Annotated in this window: 10 protein-coding genes; 7 read left to right on the top strand and 3 right to left on the bottom strand. The window is 39.1% G+C overall.

The window, feature by feature from the left end:
- Positions 1-62: 62 nt before the first annotated feature.
- From ACST15_RS04085 to ACST15_RS04075, 3 genes are read left to right on the top strand one after another with little or no spacing between them, the layout of a single operon-like run.
- Positions 63-1,157: a glycoside hydrolase family 130 protein gene (locus ACST15_RS04085; RefSeq protein ID WP_459453371.1), complete on the top strand. Its 1,095-nt coding sequence runs from the start codon at positions 63-65 to the stop codon at positions 1,155-1,157.
- Positions 1,158-1,159: 2 nt separating this feature from the next.
- Positions 1,160-1,558, top strand: a complete 399-nt coding sequence (gene gloA2 / locus ACST15_RS04080) for an SMU1112c/YaeR family gloxylase I-like metalloprotein (protein ID WP_459453370.1) — start codon at positions 1,160-1,162, stop codon at positions 1,556-1,558.
- Positions 1,555-3,711 (top strand): DUF4954 family protein, encoded by a 2,157-nt coding sequence (locus ACST15_RS04075; RefSeq protein WP_459453369.1) that lies wholly within the window; start codon positions 1,555-1,557, stop codon positions 3,709-3,711. The genes gloA2 and ACST15_RS04075 overlap by 4 nt, the downstream gene beginning before the upstream one ends.
- 81 nt (positions 3,712-3,792) lie before the next feature.
- Here ACST15_RS04075 and ACST15_RS04070 read toward each other — a convergent pair whose 3' ends face one another.
- Complete coding sequence (locus ACST15_RS04070) at positions 3,793-5,394, bottom strand: M28 family peptidase (RefSeq protein ID WP_459453368.1); 1,602 nt, start codon at positions 5,392-5,394, stop codon at positions 3,793-3,795.
- A gap of 104 nt (positions 5,395-5,498) precedes the next feature.
- On the opposite strand from ACST15_RS04070, the gene gcvP reads away from it, so the two are divergent.
- From gcvP to rocD, 4 genes are all read left to right on the top strand, one after another.
- A complete protein-coding gene (gcvP, locus tag ACST15_RS04065; RefSeq protein WP_459453367.1) occupies positions 5,499-8,381 on the top strand; it encodes an aminomethyl-transferring glycine dehydrogenase in 2,883 nt (960 codons plus the stop codon).
- A 159-nt stretch (positions 8,382-8,540) separates the two neighbouring features.
- Complete coding sequence (locus ACST15_RS04060; RefSeq protein WP_459453366.1) at positions 8,541-10,946, top strand: 3-hydroxyacyl-CoA dehydrogenase/enoyl-CoA hydratase family protein; 2,406 nt, start codon at positions 8,541-8,543, stop codon at positions 10,944-10,946.
- Positions 10,947-10,967: 21 nt separating this feature from the next.
- The gene (locus tag ACST15_RS04055) at positions 10,968-12,143 is read left to right on the top strand and encodes an acetyl-CoA C-acyltransferase (RefSeq protein WP_459453365.1); all 1,176 of its coding nucleotides are present in this window, start codon (positions 10,968-10,970) and stop codon (positions 12,141-12,143) included.
- Between the two features lie 280 nt (positions 12,144-12,423).
- Positions 12,424-13,644: an ornithine--oxo-acid transaminase gene (gene rocD / locus ACST15_RS04050; protein ID WP_459453364.1), complete on the top strand. Its 1,221-nt coding sequence runs from the start codon at positions 12,424-12,426 to the stop codon at positions 13,642-13,644.
- A gap of 5 nt (positions 13,645-13,649) precedes the next feature.
- Here the strand turns inward: rocD and ACST15_RS04045 are convergent, their stop codons facing one another.
- Both ACST15_RS04045 and rho read right to left on the bottom strand, forming a co-directional pair.
- Positions 13,650-14,477 carry a dioxygenase family protein gene (locus ACST15_RS04045; protein WP_459453363.1) on the bottom strand — a complete coding sequence of 276 codons (828 nt, stop codon included), beginning with the start codon at positions 14,475-14,477 and terminating at the stop codon, positions 13,650-13,652.
- Complete coding sequence (rho, locus tag ACST15_RS04040; protein WP_459453362.1) at positions 14,478-15,995, bottom strand: transcription termination factor Rho; 1,518 nt, start codon at positions 15,993-15,995, stop codon at positions 14,478-14,480.
- Positions 15,996-16,217 lie beyond the last annotated feature (222 nt).

Below are 16,217 nucleotides of genomic sequence, written 5' to 3'. Positions count from 1 at the left end.
AATTACCTTTTAATATACGTTTCAACTGGCATTTTAGTAAATTTAAATTCTCACAAGTCTACATGAATCTACTCCATAAAATCCCTGCTTTCCTTTTTGCAAGCTCATTTCTTCTTTGCTCACTCATTTCATTGGGGCAAAACAAAAATGTTGAGACCTGGCAAATAAAAAATTTCAGAAAGCTAGATGCCCATAATCCTATCTTAATTCCAGATCTAAGCCAGAAGTTTTTATGCCCCATTCAAGGGAAAAATATTGGTTGGGAAAATAAAAATGTGCTCAATCCTACTGCTTTAATAAAAAATGGTAAAGTCCATTTACTTTATCGTGCCCAAGATTCATTAGGCACTTCTCGCATCGGCTTGGCAATCAGCGAGGATGGAATTCATTTCAAAAAAATGCCGCAGCCCATTCTTTTTCCAGATCAAGATGAATATAAAAAATACGAATGGCCTGGGGGAATAGAAGATCCGCGCATTGTTCAAACTGAAGATGGTAGCTATTTCATTACTTATACCTCCTATAATGGAAAAACAGCCAGATTATGCTCTGCTACCTCCACCGATTTAATACATTGGAATAAAATGGGACCTATGTTGAAAGATCCTAAATACATCAATCTTTGGTCAAAATCCGGCGCTTTGGTTGTTCAACAAGTTGGCACCCAAATGATTGCCAAAAAAATAAAAGGATATTACTGGATGTATTTTGGGGATACTGATTTATTTATGGCTCAATCCCAAGATCTGATTCATTGGACTGTATTGGAAGATGCTGAAAATAAACAAAAGATTTCTGTTTTACAGCCTAGAAAAGGCTATTTTGATAGTAGGTTGGTAGAACCTGGTCCATTTGCTTTGATTCGTAAATCTGGAATTTTACTACTATACAACAGTAGTAATGCCGCCAATTTCAATGATACAAATTATCCCAAATTCACCTACAGCGCAGCGCAGGCTTTATTTAACATCGATAAGCCATTTCAAGTTTTACAGCGTTCCAAGCAACCATTCATTTGGCCCAATAAAGAATATGAAAAAATTGGGGAGGTGAATGAAGTTTGCTTTGTAGAAGGATTAGTACCTTTTAAATCTCGATGGTATTTGTATTACGGTACCGCTGATTCCAAAATTGCTGTAGCAACAAGCCCCCAATAAAAATGCTGAACAAAATTCCACTCATAGGCATTCACCATGTGGCCATCATCTGTTCGGACTATGCTAAGTCCAAACAATTTTATACCGAAATTCTCGGATTTGAAATTATCAGAGAAGTATATCGTCAAGAACGAGATTCCTATAAATTAGATTTAAGCTTTCAAGGAATATATTTTATTGAGTTGTTTTCTTTCCCTGAAACCCCAGCTCGAGTATCAAGACCGGAAGCATGCGGACTGAGGCATATAGCATTTGAAGTATCTAATTTAGATGAAACAGTTCAAATTTTACAGCAAAAAGGACTTACTTGTGAAGCTATCCGTATCGATGAATTTACGGATAAGCGATTTACTTTCACGAGCGACCCTGATTATTTACCCATTGAATTTTACGAGAGATGAATCGAATAGAAAAGAAACCCATTGCGCAGTTAGGCTTCGAATTTGTCCATAAAACCTATTTAAAAGAGGGTGAAAGTGAATTCGACTTACGTAACAAAAATATCCGACTGTCGGATTATAGGCCTTTGGCTACAAGGGAAATTGAAATTTTAGAAGCCAATTTCAATGAAGCTGAAAACTGGAAAGACATTCAGGTAAAGCCAGGCTTTAACCCTTATCTCATTAAAAATTGCCGATTTTTTGGCATCATTCGAATCGGAATTCTAGAGCATGTCTACCTAGAATTTAAGAACTTACGAATGCCCGTTGGAATATACAATAGTACCATCATCAGTAGTGATATTGGTGACAATGTCAGTATTGACCGGGTAAATCTATTATCCAATTATCAAATTGGAAATGAGGTCATGATATTGCAGGTAAATGAATTAGCCACTACACCTACCGCCAAATTTGGAAATGGTATGGTGAAGGAAGGTGAAGAGGAACGAATTCGAATCTGGCTAGAACTAGGAAATGAAAATGGGGGCAGAAAAGTCATTCCTTTTGTTGGCATGCGTCCAGCAGATGCCTATTTATGGACTCAAGATCGAGACGATGAAGTACTTCAAGCCCAATATAAAGCGCTGACTCAAGCAGAATTTTCCACTAAAAGAGGTTATTACGGTCAAATTGGGGACCGAACGGTGATTAAAAACACAGGGATCATTAAAGATGTCAATATGGGTTCAGATACCTATATCAAAGGCGCCAATAAATTAAAAAACTTAACTATAATCTCTTTCCCAGAAGCCAACACCCAAATTGGCGAAGGTTGTGAACTCGTCAATGGAATTATCCACGAAGGCTGTCGTATATTTTATGGTGTTAAAGCTGTACGTTTTATATTGGCCTCCCATTCTCAATTGAAATACGGTGCTCGATTAATCAACTCCTTTCTTGGAAGTAATTCAACCATTTCTTGCTGTGAGGTATTGAATGCCCTTATATTTCCTGCGCATGAACAGCACCACAATAATTCTTTCCTATGTGCCGCGATCATTAAAGGCCAAAGTAACATGGCAGCTGGTGCAACTTTAGGTTCCAATCATAATAGTAGAGGTGCCGATGGAGAATTACAAGCGGGTAGAGGATTTTGGCCTGGACTTTCCATTAGCTTAAAGCATAATTCTAAATTTGCCAGTTTCAACCTGATTTCAAAGGGAAATTATCCAGCAGAAATTCACAATCCCCTACCTTTTTCATTGATTGGGAACGATGATGCTTCAGGTGGATTATTAATCATTGCTGCCTATTGGTTTCAATACAATCTGTATGCTTTAGCAAGAAATGCCTGGAAATTTGCCAATCGCGACCAGAGAATAAATAAAAACATGCTCTTGGAATACGATTTTTTAGCGCCAGACACCATAGATGAAATATTAAAAGCCTTAAGCTTATTAGAAACTTGGGTTGGGGATTCGCTTCCAGAAAAGACGCAAGAAGCAGGTAAAAAATGGCTTGAAAATGCAGACAATGAGCATAGCACTTTGGATGTTTGGGCCAGTGGAATAGAGAATTCTAAACGCAAAAGTAAAATCGCTAAGAGTTATAAAGCATACCACATATTTAAAGATTTAATTTATTACCATGCTTTCCAAGAATGGGTTTTAGCCTATGAAAGAAACCAAAAAATTTTAGCCATAGATTTATTAAAAAACAGTTCTAACCATGGAATTGCGTCTTGGGAAAATTTGGGTGGACAATTAGTTCCTACTGAAGCAGTGGAAGGGCTAAAAAAGAATATTAGAAGTGGTAAGATTACCTCTTGGCATCAAGTACATCAGTTTTATCAGGACCAAGCAGATGTATACCCAGAACTTAAATTTCAACATGCTTTGGCCGCTTTGCAAAATATTCAACAAGTGGATTTACAAGATGAAACATTCATCCGTCTTTGGAAAAATAAAGCCATCTATGTATCGGAATTTATCGCCAAAGGAATAGAACGTTCTAGGGCTAAAGATTTCCAAGATCCATTCCGACAAGCCATGTACCACAATCAAAAGGAAATGGAAACGGTAATTGGTGATTGGAAAGAAAATGATTTCATTCTTCAAGCACAAAAAAACCATGAAGTGTTTGTCCAAAGAATTGAAAATTTGAAAATTTAGATCTTGGTATTTTTTCATACAACAAACAAAAAGAGCCTCGAAATTTCGAGGCTCTTTTTGTAGGTACTGAAATAAAAGCAATTAAGGCTTGTTGGAATCAACCAGTAATCGTTGCTCTCTATTGGAGATTTCCCATGCCATGTAGAATACCAAACGACCTACTTTTTGGATTTGGTCAAACTCAATTTTTTCTACATCATCGCCAGGTTGGTGATAATCTTCATGAACGCCATTGAAGAAAAATGCTACTGGGATTTTATGCTTAGCAAAGTTGTAGTGATCTGAACGATAATAGAAACGATTAGGATCATTAGGATCATTGTATTTATAATCCAATTCTAAACCAATATGCTTCTTATTTTGCTCTTCCAACACAGCGCGTAATTGAGACGACAATTTATCCGATCCAATTTCATAGATATAATCTGGCTTACCAATGTGATCATCGTCATAGCGACCCACCATATCAATATTCAAATCACATACCGTATTTTCCAATGGAAATAAGGGGTGATTCGAATAATACTCAGAACCCAATAATCCCTTTTCCTCGCCGGTCACCGTCATAAATAAAATACTTCTACGCGGACGATTTCCTGCGGCTGCCGCTTTACCAAAAGCCTCTGCTAATTCCATCACAGTTACTGTTCCTGAACCATCATCATTAGCTCCATTATTGATGCGACCATCAGCAGATACTCCGATGTGATCGTAGTGGGCGGTGATAACTACAACTTCAGATTTCTTGTCTGTACCTTCCAAATATCCTACTACATTATAGGTATCAACTGGGGATTCTGTATTTTCTATTTTCAGTTCAATGGTACCTGCTTTAAATTTACTTGAGACAGATTTTTTATCTGATGAAACTTTGGCTTTAAAGGCTTCCAAAGCAGCAAGATCCGTTCCAAGTAATTGAGCGGCCATAGCTGACGAGATCAATAAGACAGGAAATTCAGCTTCTTTGTTTTGAGTATCCTCCTTGAAAACCATACGCTCATTTCCGAAACGCTTCATCATTACTTGACGTTGGTTTAATTGAGAACTAAACGTTTTCTCATCTTTGTCGGTAATTACGATCAAACCAGTCGCACCAGCGGCCTTGGCTAATTTCATTTTTTCTCTCCAGCCAGTAGCTTTACCAAATGCGGAAGGATCTTTCGAGCCAGAAAGCACATAATTTCCTGAGGCATCTTTGGCCTCTCCATCAATAACCACCACCATGGATCCTTTGGCTTTCAATTTATCGAAATCCGTAAAGGCTCCTTGTTGTACACCATATCCAGCAAAAACGGTGGAAGCTTTTGTTCCAGCAGCTACCGGAGCTAATGCATAAGCCATAAAATCGGTTAAATACCCATAGGATTTACCTTTGATTTGAACAGCTACATTGGTCCAAGCCCGATTAACCAGATCTACTTTTTGAAAGTAACTTCCTTGAACAGGAGCTAAGCCAACGGCCTTAAAATGGTTAGCTATGTAGTTGGCAGCCACTTTTTGTTCTGGCGAACCCGTGTTTCTACCTTTCAAACTATCAGATGCAATAAAAGTCAAATGTTTTTTCAAATCTTCGGCCTTAATCGTATAGGCATAAGGGACCGGATTTGATTGAGCTAAAAGGCTCAAGGGAAGAAGTTTTGCGACTAAAAAAAGTGCTAAAACCGAATAGTAAGTCTTTTTCATTTTGTTGAGGAAAAAATTGAGTTCGCAAGATAAGAATTGAAAAATAAATCCCATAAAAAGATTAATTTTACAACGTTTTTTCACACTAATTTCGCCTTCATCCTATGATCCCCAATTTCAAATACAGGGAAGATTTTTCATTGCGTCACAACAATTCTAATCCAACTGATATCGCGGCCATGTTAAAATCCATTGGCGTGGATAGTCTGTCTACTTTAATTCAACAAACTGTTCCTCAACCTATACGATTAGCACAAGGTTTACGACTGCCAAATCCCAAAACAGAGTTTGAATTCTTACGTGATTTCAAACAAATAATGGGGCAAAATAAAATATTTAAAAGCCATATAGGTTTAGGATATTACGATACAATTGTGCCTTCGGTTATCTTAAGAAATATTCTAGAAAACCCATCTTGGTATACCGCTTACACTCCCTATCAAGCAGAAATTGCTCAAGGTCGTTTGGAAATGTTATTGAATTACCAAACTATGATCATTGATTTGACAGGAATGGAATTAGCCAACGCCTCCCTTCTAGATGAAGGAACGGCAGCAGCAGAGGCCATGACTATGTTGCATGGACAAAGACCTGCAGAAAGAAATCAAGCAGAGGCCATCTTTGTATCCGAACTTTGTTTACCTCAAACCATTGATGTACTCAAAACTAGAGCAGAACCTTTAGGCATTGAAGTGGTAGTAGGTAATCATCAAAATTTTGATGTTACTGATGATCAATATTATGCGATTGTTTTACAATATCCAGCTAGCAATGGTGAGGTTTTTGATTATTCAGCACTGATTGAATCAGCCAAAGAAAACGGACTTCAAGTTGTGGTAGCTGCTGATTTATTGGCACTTACCATCTTAACCCCTCCGGGTGAAATGGGTGCAGATGTAGTTGTGGGATGTTCACAACGATTTGGTGTACCGATGGGATTTGGTGGACCACATGCTGCCTTTTTTGCTACGAAAGAAAAATACAAAAGAAATATCCCTGGACGTATCATTGGTGTTTCCATCGATGCAGAAGGAAATAGAGCCTTGCGCATGGCGCTTCAAACCCGCGAACAACACATTCGTAGAGAAAAGGCAACTTCCAATATTTGTACCGCTCAAGTTCTTTTGTCTATCATGGCAGCAGCGTATGCCATTTATCACGGACCAGAAGAGCTAAAAAATAAAGCAACCAAGATTTATGGTTTAACGGAGCTGTTGGCTGCGGGACTTCAAAAATTAGGATTCAGCTTAGAAAATACACACCACTTTGATACCCTAACGGTTATTACGGGTGAGTATACCGAAGAAATTAGGGAATTGGCAGAAGCTTCTGAGCGTAATTTCCGCTATTTCAGAAATGATACTAGCAAACTAAGCATTGCCTTGGATGAAACAACGCAAGAGGAAGATGTTATTGAAATACTAGGTTTCTTCCAACGAGTTAAAATGGAAGGAATTGGAGGAGAAGAGATGAGTATTACGTGGAGAATACCTGCCAAATTAACACGTCAATCTACTTTTTTAAGTCATGATGTTTTTAATCGCTATCATTCCGAACATGGTATGTTGCGTTATTTAAAATCATTGGAATCCAAAGATTTATCCATGGTGCATTCCATGATTTCTTTGGGCTCTTGTACCATGAAATTAAATGCCACGACTGAAATGATCCCTGTAACTTGGCCGGAGCTTGGAAAAATGCATCCATTTGCACCAGCTAGTCAAACACGTGGTTACCAGCGATTAATCATGGAATTAAATGATTGGTTATGTGAAATCACGGGATTTGCAGCTATGTCCATGCAACCCAATTCTGGAGCGCAAGGCGAATATGCAGGTTTAATGGTGATTCGTGCTTACCACGCTTCTCGTGGAGATTCCCATCGTAATGTGGCCTTAATTCCTTCCTCAGCACATGGTACGAATCCTGCCTCAGCAGTCATGGCAGGTATGAAAGTGATTGTGACGGGTTGTGATGCCAATGGAAATATTGATGTGGAAGAATTACGTGCTAAAGCCATTGAGCATAAAGATAATTTAGCTTGCTTAATGGTCACTTACCCAAGTACCCACGGAGTTTTCGAAGAGTCGATCAAGGAAATTTGTAGCATTATTCATGAAAATGGAGGACAAGTCTACATGGATGGTGCCAATATGAACGCTCAAGTGGGTCTAACTTCTCCTGCTACCATTGGTGCAGATGTTTGTCACTTGAATTTACATAAAACCTTCTGTATCCCTCACGGAGGTGGTGGCCCAGGCATGGGACCTATTGGTGTTGCTAAGCAATTAGTGCCATTTTTACCTGGTCACGTGATGACAGATTCTGTAGAGGCAAACAGCCATGGTGCTGTTTCTGCAGCTCCGGTTGGATCGGCTAGTATCTTGGCTATTTCCTATGCCTACATTGCTATGATGGGTGGAGAAGGATTAACTAGGGCAACGGAAACAGCCATTTTAAACGCCAATTACATCAAAGCTCGTTTAGAGACCAAATTCCCTATTCTTTATACGGGTTCACATGGCCGTTGTGCACACGAAATGATTGTGGATTGCCGACCTTTCAAAGCAAGCGTAGGAATAGAAGCTGAAGATATTGCTAAAAGATTAATGGATTACGGTTTTCACGCTCCTACCCTATCTTTCCCGGTTGCTGGAACATTGATGATTGAACCAACCGAATCTGAAAATAAGGAAGAGTTAGACCGTTTCTGTGATGCTTTGTTAAGTATTCGTGCTGAAATCCAAGAAATTGAAGATGGTTTAGCCGATAAGAGCAATAATGTTTTGAAAAATGCACCACATACCCAACATGTGGTTTTGATTGGCGAGTGGAATCGTCCTTACAGTAGAGAAAAGGCTGTTTTCCCATTAGCTTACGTTAAAGCAAATAAATTTTGGCCTAGCGTGTCACGCATTGATTCGGCCTATGGTGATCGCAACCTAGTCTGTGCTTGCGAGCCAATTAGCAGTTATATGGAGCAATAATTCTTATTTTTTTCGTTAACCTTGACAGCGTTTTAAACGCTGTCAAGGTTTAGCGGAGAAGTGGAATATTTTATCAAAAAAAATTAGTATGCTTGCATAACATTTCAAAATTTAATTAACTTTACGCGCTTACGTTTTTTAATTAAAAACATAATTCAAATGAATCGTTCGATCAAAAAAGTTGCCATTCTAGGTTCTGGCATCATGGGTTCAAGAATTGCATGTCACTTTGCCAATATCGGAGTGGATGTATTGCTTTTGGACATTGCCCCTAAGGAACTAACGGCTGAAGAAACAGCCAAAGGACTGAGCTTGACACATCCATTGGTAAAAAATAGGATTGTCAATCTAGCATTTCAACAAACGCTTAAGTCAAAGCCAGCTTCTTTATATGTTAGTGATTTTGCCAAACGTATTAAGCTAGGAAACTTTGATGATAACTTACAGGATATCGCTTCGGCAGATTGGATCATGGAGGTTATTGTGGAGAATCTGGACATTAAAAAATCCTTATTTGAAAAAGTAGATGCTATTCGAACTAAGGGTACTTTGATCAGCTCTAATACCTCAGGTATTCCAATTCATTTAATGGCTGAAGGAAGAAGTGAAGATTTTCAAAAACATTTCTGCGGAACACACTTTTTTAACCCGCCGCGGTATTTACGCTTGTTGGAAATCATTCCTACACCGCAAACTTCAGCAGATGTCATTCAATTCCTTTTAGGATTTGGTCAAACTAACTTAGGAAAAACCACTGTTCTTTGTAAAGATACACCTGCCTTCATCGCCAATCGTATCGGGGTTTATTCCATGATGCAAACCATGAAGGTTGTGGAAGAATTAGGTTTAACCGTGGAGCAAGTAGATAAACTAACTTCTAAAGTAGTTGGAAGACCCAAGTCCGGAACCTTCCGTTTGTCTGATGTAGTTGGATTGGATACTACTGTTCATGTAGCCAACAACTTATATAAAGCGGTATCGAACGATGAAAGTAAGGACATTTTCATCTTACCTAAGATGCTCCAAAAACTTATGGAAAATAAGTGGTTAGGAGATAAAACGGGACAAGGTTTTTACAAAAAGACAAAAAATGCACAAGGTAAAACCGAAATTCTAAGTCTTGATTTACAAACCTTTGAATATAGAGCGGCTCAAAAAGTTTCCTTCGAAACCTTAGACCGTTCTAAAGCAATTGATGCTTTACCGAAACGGTTTGAAGTATTATTGGCTGGTAAAGATTTAGCAGGAGAATTTTATCGCAGAACCATTTTGGATGGATTCCGTTATGCTTCTCACCGTATTCCTGAAATTGCCGATGATTTGGTAAAAATAGATCAAGCTATTTGTGCTGGATTTGGCTGGGAAATGGGAATATTTGAAACCTGGGATGCATTAGGTGTTCAGAAAGGGCTAGATTTAATGCATGAAAATGGCATGGAGGCAGCAAGTTGGGTATTAGAAATGCTTCAAAACGGTTTCACCAGTTTTTATAAAAATGAAGGCGGGAAACGACTTTATTATGATTTAACTTCTAAAAATTATCGGGCCATCGAAGGAATTGAAAATCAAATTTTCCTTTCCAGTTTGAAACCAGATAAAATAGTATACCAAAACGATGATGCTAGCATTGTCGATTTAGGGGATGATATCATTTGCTTGGAATTTCATTCGAAAATGAATACCATGGGCCAAGGCGTTCTAGAAGGAATTCAAAAGGCCATCGATTTAGCCGAAAAGAATTACCGTGGACTAGTGATTGGGAATGAGGGAGTAGAAGCTTTCTCAGCAGGTGCCAACTTGGGAATGCTTTTCATGTTTGCGGCCAATCAAGAGTTTGATGAAGTCAATAATATGATTGCGGTATTCCAAAATACCATGATGCGCGTTCGTTATTCATCTATACCGGTGGTTGTAGCCCCTCATACACTTGCTTTAGGTGGAGGCTGTGAAATCAGCTTACATGCAGACAAGTTAGTGGCACATGCAGAAACGTATATGGGCCTAGTAGAAGTTGGTGTTGGATTAATTCCAGCTGGAGGAGGAACGAAGGAAATGGCTATGCGCATGGGAGATGCTCGCCAATCGGGCGATGTGGAGTTAAATCGACTTCAACAAGCATTCATGAATATTGCTACAGCCAAGGTGAGTACTTCAGCATATGAGGCCAAAGAAATGAATTACATTCGTTCATTTGACCGAATCGTTTTGAACCGTAGCCAACTTATTGCTGAGGCAAAAAGAGAAGCTTTAGCTTTGGCGGATGCAGGATATGTTCAGAAACAGCAGCGTTCTGATGTTTGGGTAGAAGGAAAACAAGGATTAGCACTGTTTAAAGCCGGAATTTTCAGTATGAAAATGGGTAATTATATCTCAGAACACGATTCTTTGATTGCAAACAAACTGGCTTATGCTATTTGCGGAGGAGATTTAGACAGTCCTCAAATGGTAACCGAGCAATACCTATTGGACCTAGAAAGAGAAGCATTTTTATCTCTTTCTGGAGAGAAAAAAACATTGGAACGTATCAGTAGTCTATTAAATGGTGGCAAACCACCAAGAAATTAATCCATTCAAAATCAATTGATTATGAACGCATATATCATTGCTGGCTACAGAACTGCTGTAGCCAAGGCCAATAGAGGAGGTTTTCGTACGGTTCGCCCTGATACCTTAGCTGCCGAAGTTATTAAACATTTGGTCGCTCAAGTTCCTAACTTAGATCCAAGTCGAGTAGACGATTTAATCGTGGGAAATGCTATTCCTGAAGCAGAGCAAGGCATGCAAATGGCGAGATATATTTCACTACTTTCCTTGCCTAAAAACGTCCCAGGTTTTATTATTAACCGCTATTGTGGATCGGGTTTAGAAGCGATTGCACTAGCATCCGCTAAGGTGAGTTCGGGAATGGCAGATTGTGTCATAGCAGGAGGAACCGAATCCATGACCATGTTACCGATGTTAGGACACAAGACGGTCTTGAATTATGACCTAGCATCCGAACATCCAGACTATTATATTGGTATGGGATTAACAGCGGAGGCAGTGAGTAAAAAGTATGAAGTTACTCGTGAGGAACAAGACAACTTCGCTTATCAATCACATTTAAAGGCTCTAAGTGCCATTAAGGAAGGAAAATTTGCTTCTGAAATTGTACCTATATCGGTGACAGAAAATTATTTTGATGCCAAAGAAGGTAAGAAAAAAACTCGCACTTCAATCGTCAGTCAAGATGAAGGACCACGTGCAGATACTACACTTGAGGCTTTAGCCAAATTAAAGCCTGTATTTGCAATGGGCGGTACTGTAACAGCAGGTAATGCTTCTCAAACATCGGATGGGGCAGCTTTTGTCATGGTGGTATCAGAGAAATTTTTAAAAGAATTGAATGTTCAGCCAATTGCTCGAATGGTCAGTTATGCCACCGCTGGAGTAGAGCCAAGCCTAATGGGAATTGGGCCAGTGGAAGCTATTCCAATCGCTTTGAAAAAAGCTGGTTTAGTATTAAACAATATTGACCAAATAGAGCTAAATGAGGCTTTTGCTGCTCAATCACTAGCTGTCATTAAAACCTTAGGAATCGACCCTAGTGGGGTAAATGTCAATGGTGGAGCCATAGCATTAGGACATCCGCTAGGTTGTTCGGGCGCTAAATTATCCATTCAATTATTCAATGAAATGCGTCGTAGAAATCAAAAATACGGAATGGTAACTGCCTGTGTGGGCGGTGGTCAAGGCGTAGCTGGAATCTACGAGCTGCTATAATATCAAGGAATTGATTAAGATTATCAAGTATTAGGTTCCATTTTAGCAGATAAAATGGAACCTTTGTTTTTGAAGGGAAGAGATTAGTAGGAGGTTTGAAAGAGATTTGACAACTTTTGAAATAGATTTGACAACTTTTGAAAAGTTGTCAAATCTAAAAGTCCAAGGCCCAAAGCCTTAAGACCAAAGCCCAAAGTCAAAAGCTTAAAACCCAAAGCCTAAAGCCCAAAAACAAAAAAAGTCCAAATACAAACACCATCGTCCAATACCATTGTACATTATGACATCCCAAGAATACATCGACTTAGAATCAACACACGGGGCACATAATTATCATCCCTTGCCCGTAGTTTTAGAAAAAGGCAAAGGTTCTATCGTTTGGGATGTGGAAGGAAATGAATACCTGGATTTTTTATCTGCTTATAGTGCGGTTAATCAAGGCCACTGCCATCCAAGATTAATCAGCGCCATGATGAAACAAGCAGAAAAATTAACCTTGAGTTCAAGAGCTTTCCACAATAATCAATTAGGTTTGGCCGAAAAAAAACTTGCTGAAAAATTTGGTTACGACAAGGTTTTATTCATGAATACGGGCGTAGAGGCCGGAGAATCTGCTCTTAAATTGACTAGAAAATGGGGTTATGAAATAAAAGGTATTCCCATAAATCAAGCTCAAATAATAGTAGCAGAAGGAAATTTTTGGGGTAGAACAATAGCTGCCATCTCTTCCTCCAATGACCCTCAAAGCTATACCAACTTTGGCCCATTTTTACCTGGATTCATTAAAATCCCCTACAATGATATTAATGCATTAGAAAAAGCCCTAATAAATCCGAATGTTGCAGGGTTTATGATTGAACCTATCCAAGGTGAGGCAGGAGTAATTTTACCGGAAACTGGCTACTTAAAAAAGGCCAAAGAATTGTGTCAAGCAGCTCAAGTACTATTCATTGCTGATGAAATTCAAACCGGTTTAGGCAGAACAGGTGCTTGGTTAGCATGTGATCACGAAGGTGTAAAACCTGATTTATTATTACTAGGCAAAGCTCTTTCCGGCGGATTCATGCCTGTATCCGCTGTGCTATCTTCCAACGAAATCATGCTAACTCTGAGACCGGGTGAACATGGTTCAACCTTTGGCGGAAATCCACTCGCCTGTGCTATTGCTTCAGAAGCCATTGATATTTTAGAGGATGAAAATTTGATAGAAAACGCCCAAATCAGGGGGAATCAGTTAATGAATTTCTTACAATCCTTAAGCCAAAAAAGCCCACTTATTAGAGAAGTTAGGGGCAAAGGCCTCCTCTGTGCCATTGAAATAAATACTGACGAAGATAGCCCTATTGCCTGGGACATTTGTCTTTCCATGATGAAATCAGGTTTATTAGCCAAACCTACGCATGGCAATAAAATACGATTAGCACCTCCTTTATGTATTTCAGAAAATGACATAAAAAAAGCCTGCCAAATCATTGAGCAGACCATATTATCCCATCAATAAATTGATTATTTTATTTCAAAACAACGCATAGAAATACCACCATACACTAATTCATCATAAGTAAAATGAACTTCTTCTCCTTTTCTAGCCAAAGCTAACGAATACAACATAGGAATGTAGTGATCGGGAGTAGGAACTGATTCCATCCCGCCTGGTGCTCCGTCGTAATGAATCAAAGCGCTTAAATCTTTGTCTTGTATTTTTTGACTTGACCAAGCATCAAATTCTTGAGCCCAATCATAAGCAAATGCCTCTCGTCCATTTCCTAAATTAGCTACACTGGCACGCAGATTATGAACAATATTTCCACTTCCTAAAATCAATACCCCTCTTTCACGTAAAAATTGTAATTCTTGAGCTAAGCTTACATGGTATTCCAAAGCTTGTCCATAATCAATAGATACCTCAAAACAAGGAATATTAGCCTTAGGAAATAAATGGCATAAGACTGTCCATGCCCCATGATCTAAGCCCCACTCAGTGGTGGAATGTATCTTGGCACTATGACTGGCTAAAAAATTAGCCTCTGCAGCATCTCCCTTTACTGGGTATTGATATTGATGTAATGCTGGCGGAAATCCTCCAAAATCATAAATAATTTTAGGTTGCTCACTTGCCTGCACAAATGTTCCTCTAGTTAGCCAATGTGCAGATATAATTAAGACCGCTTTGGGCGTGTTTTGCTCCAAAGCGGTCTGTCCTAATACTTGTAAATGCTGCGTAAATGGATTATCGGCTAAGGCATTCATGGGACTCCCATGGCCCACAAACCAAACCGGTTGTAGGTTCGCTGTTTTTTCCAATGAAAATAGCTCCTTAGGAAGAATAGTCATCTATCGATTCATAGATACCAAGAACTCTTCATTCGTCCTTGTACCTTTCATTTGCTGTTGTAAAAACTCCATGGCCTCTACAGAGTTCATGTCGGACATGTGTTTACGTAATATCCAAACTCGCTGTAATACAGCCGGATCCATTAATAAATCCTCGCGACGAGTACCCGATGCCGTTACGTCAATAGAAGGATAAATACGACGGTTAGACAATTTACGATCTAACTGCAATTCCATATTACCCGTTCCTTTGAACTCTTCAAAAATAACCTCATCCATCTTAGAACCTGTCTCGATTAAGGCTGTGGCGATAATGGTCAAAGAACCTCCATTCTCCACATTACGAGCTGCTCCAAAGAAACGCTTAGGTTTATGCAATGCATTCGCATCCACACCACCAGATAAAATTTTACCAGATGAAGGAACTACCGTATTATATGCACGGGCTAGACGTGTGATGGAATCCAATAAAATAACGACGTCATGACCACATTCAACCATACGTTTTGCCTTTTCCAAGACAATACTTGCCACTTTTACATGACGCTCCGCTTGTTCATCAAAGGTCGAAGATATCACCTCTGCACGTACAGAACGTTGCATATCAGTTACTTCTTCCGGACGCTCATCAATCAACAAGATAATCAAATATACCTCTGGGTGATTACGCGAAATGGCATTGGCAATATCCTTTAATAAAACCGTCTTACCAGTTTTAGGTTGTGCCACAATCATTCCACGCTGGCCTTTACCTATAGGGGCAAAAAGATCCAAAATACGCGTAGAATAATTATCTGCCGATGTAGATAGATTCAACTTTTCCTCTGGAAATAAAGGAGTTAAATATTCAAAGTTGATTCGGTCACGAATCTCGTCGGTAGTTTTACCATTTACCGTCTCAATCTTCAACAGGGCAAAATACTTTTCGCCTTCTTTCGGAGGACGAATCGTACCCTTGATTGTATCCCCCGTTTTCAAACCAAACATTTTGATTTGTGATGGGGAAACATAAATATCATCAGGTGATGCTAAATAATTGTAATCCGAAGAACGCATGAATCCATATCCTCCCTCTTGCATGATTTCCAATACACCTTCATTTTCAATCAGGCCATCCAATTCCTTAATTACTTGATTGTAATTTGAACGTTTGAAATGCGGTTGAGGGGTAACAGTTGCTTCCTCTTTGGGTAATTTCTTCAAATCTTCCGGACTTCCTTGTGTGGAACGAGCTTCCGCACCATTCTCTTCACCAGTAACAAAAGAAGTATCAACCATAAAATCATCGGCAGGGATGATGGCATCATATTCAATTGGCTCTTCCGTAGTGGCGACAGTCTCCGCTGAAGATTGATTAGGCTGAGTATTCACAACAGGTGCCGCATCATCTAGTTGAAAACTAGGTGTTGAAGCATCTTGATCTTCGCCAGTTTTTTTAATTCTTTGCCTTTTGGGGCGCTCAGTAGCAGGTAAATCTTCTTGTACTTTTTTTACTCTCCTGATCGGTTTCTCTTCCATAAAATGGGAAATGATGAATCTTAAATGAATAACAGTCCCGATTCCTTTTCAAAAGGATTTTGTGATATGCAAAAAAGCAGATTATCTACAAAATTTTGAAACAAACAATAGATGGAATGGAATCTGGAATATTGAATAGAGCGCTTACGATATTGAAGCGCAGTGCAATACTACGTCACAACACTGAATTTGTCAAGCCTTTTCTAAGTTTTTTACACGTTT

This window comes from Aquirufa sp. Wall-65K1 (assembly GCF_054558475.1).
Note: the sequence above shows the minus strand (reverse complement) of the source record. Positions and strands in the feature narration are given on the sequence as shown.

What these genes read in the sequence shown, in the direction of transcription:
- ACST15_RS04085 (WP_459453371.1), top strand. Translation starts at nt 63, where the DNA reads ATGAATCTACTCCATAAAATCCCTGCTTTCCTTTTTGCAAGCTCATTT.
- gloA2 (WP_459453370.1), top strand. Translation starts at nt 1,160, where the DNA reads ATGCTGAACAAAATTCCACTCATAGGCATTCACCATGTGGCCATCATC.
- ACST15_RS04075 (WP_459453369.1), top strand. Translation starts at nt 1,555, where the DNA reads ATGAATCGAATAGAAAAGAAACCCATTGCGCAGTTAGGCTTCGAATTT.
- ACST15_RS04070 (WP_459453368.1), bottom strand. Translation starts at nt 5,394, where the DNA reads ATGAAAAAGACTTACTATTCGGTTTTAGCACTTTTTTTAGTCGCAAAA.
- gcvP (WP_459453367.1), top strand. Translation starts at nt 5,499, where the DNA reads ATGATCCCCAATTTCAAATACAGGGAAGATTTTTCATTGCGTCACAAC.
- ACST15_RS04060 (WP_459453366.1), top strand. Translation starts at nt 8,541, where the DNA reads ATGAATCGTTCGATCAAAAAAGTTGCCATTCTAGGTTCTGGCATCATG.
- ACST15_RS04055 (WP_459453365.1), top strand. Translation starts at nt 10,968, where the DNA reads ATGAACGCATATATCATTGCTGGCTACAGAACTGCTGTAGCCAAGGCC.
- rocD (WP_459453364.1), top strand. Translation starts at nt 12,424, where the DNA reads ATGACATCCCAAGAATACATCGACTTAGAATCAACACACGGGGCACAT.
- ACST15_RS04045 (WP_459453363.1), bottom strand. Translation starts at nt 14,477, where the DNA reads ATGACTATTCTTCCTAAGGAGCTATTTTCATTGGAAAAAACAGCGAAC.
- rho (WP_459453362.1), bottom strand. Translation starts at nt 15,995, where the DNA reads ATGGAAGAGAAACCGATCAGGAGAGTAAAAAAAGTACAAGAAGATTTA.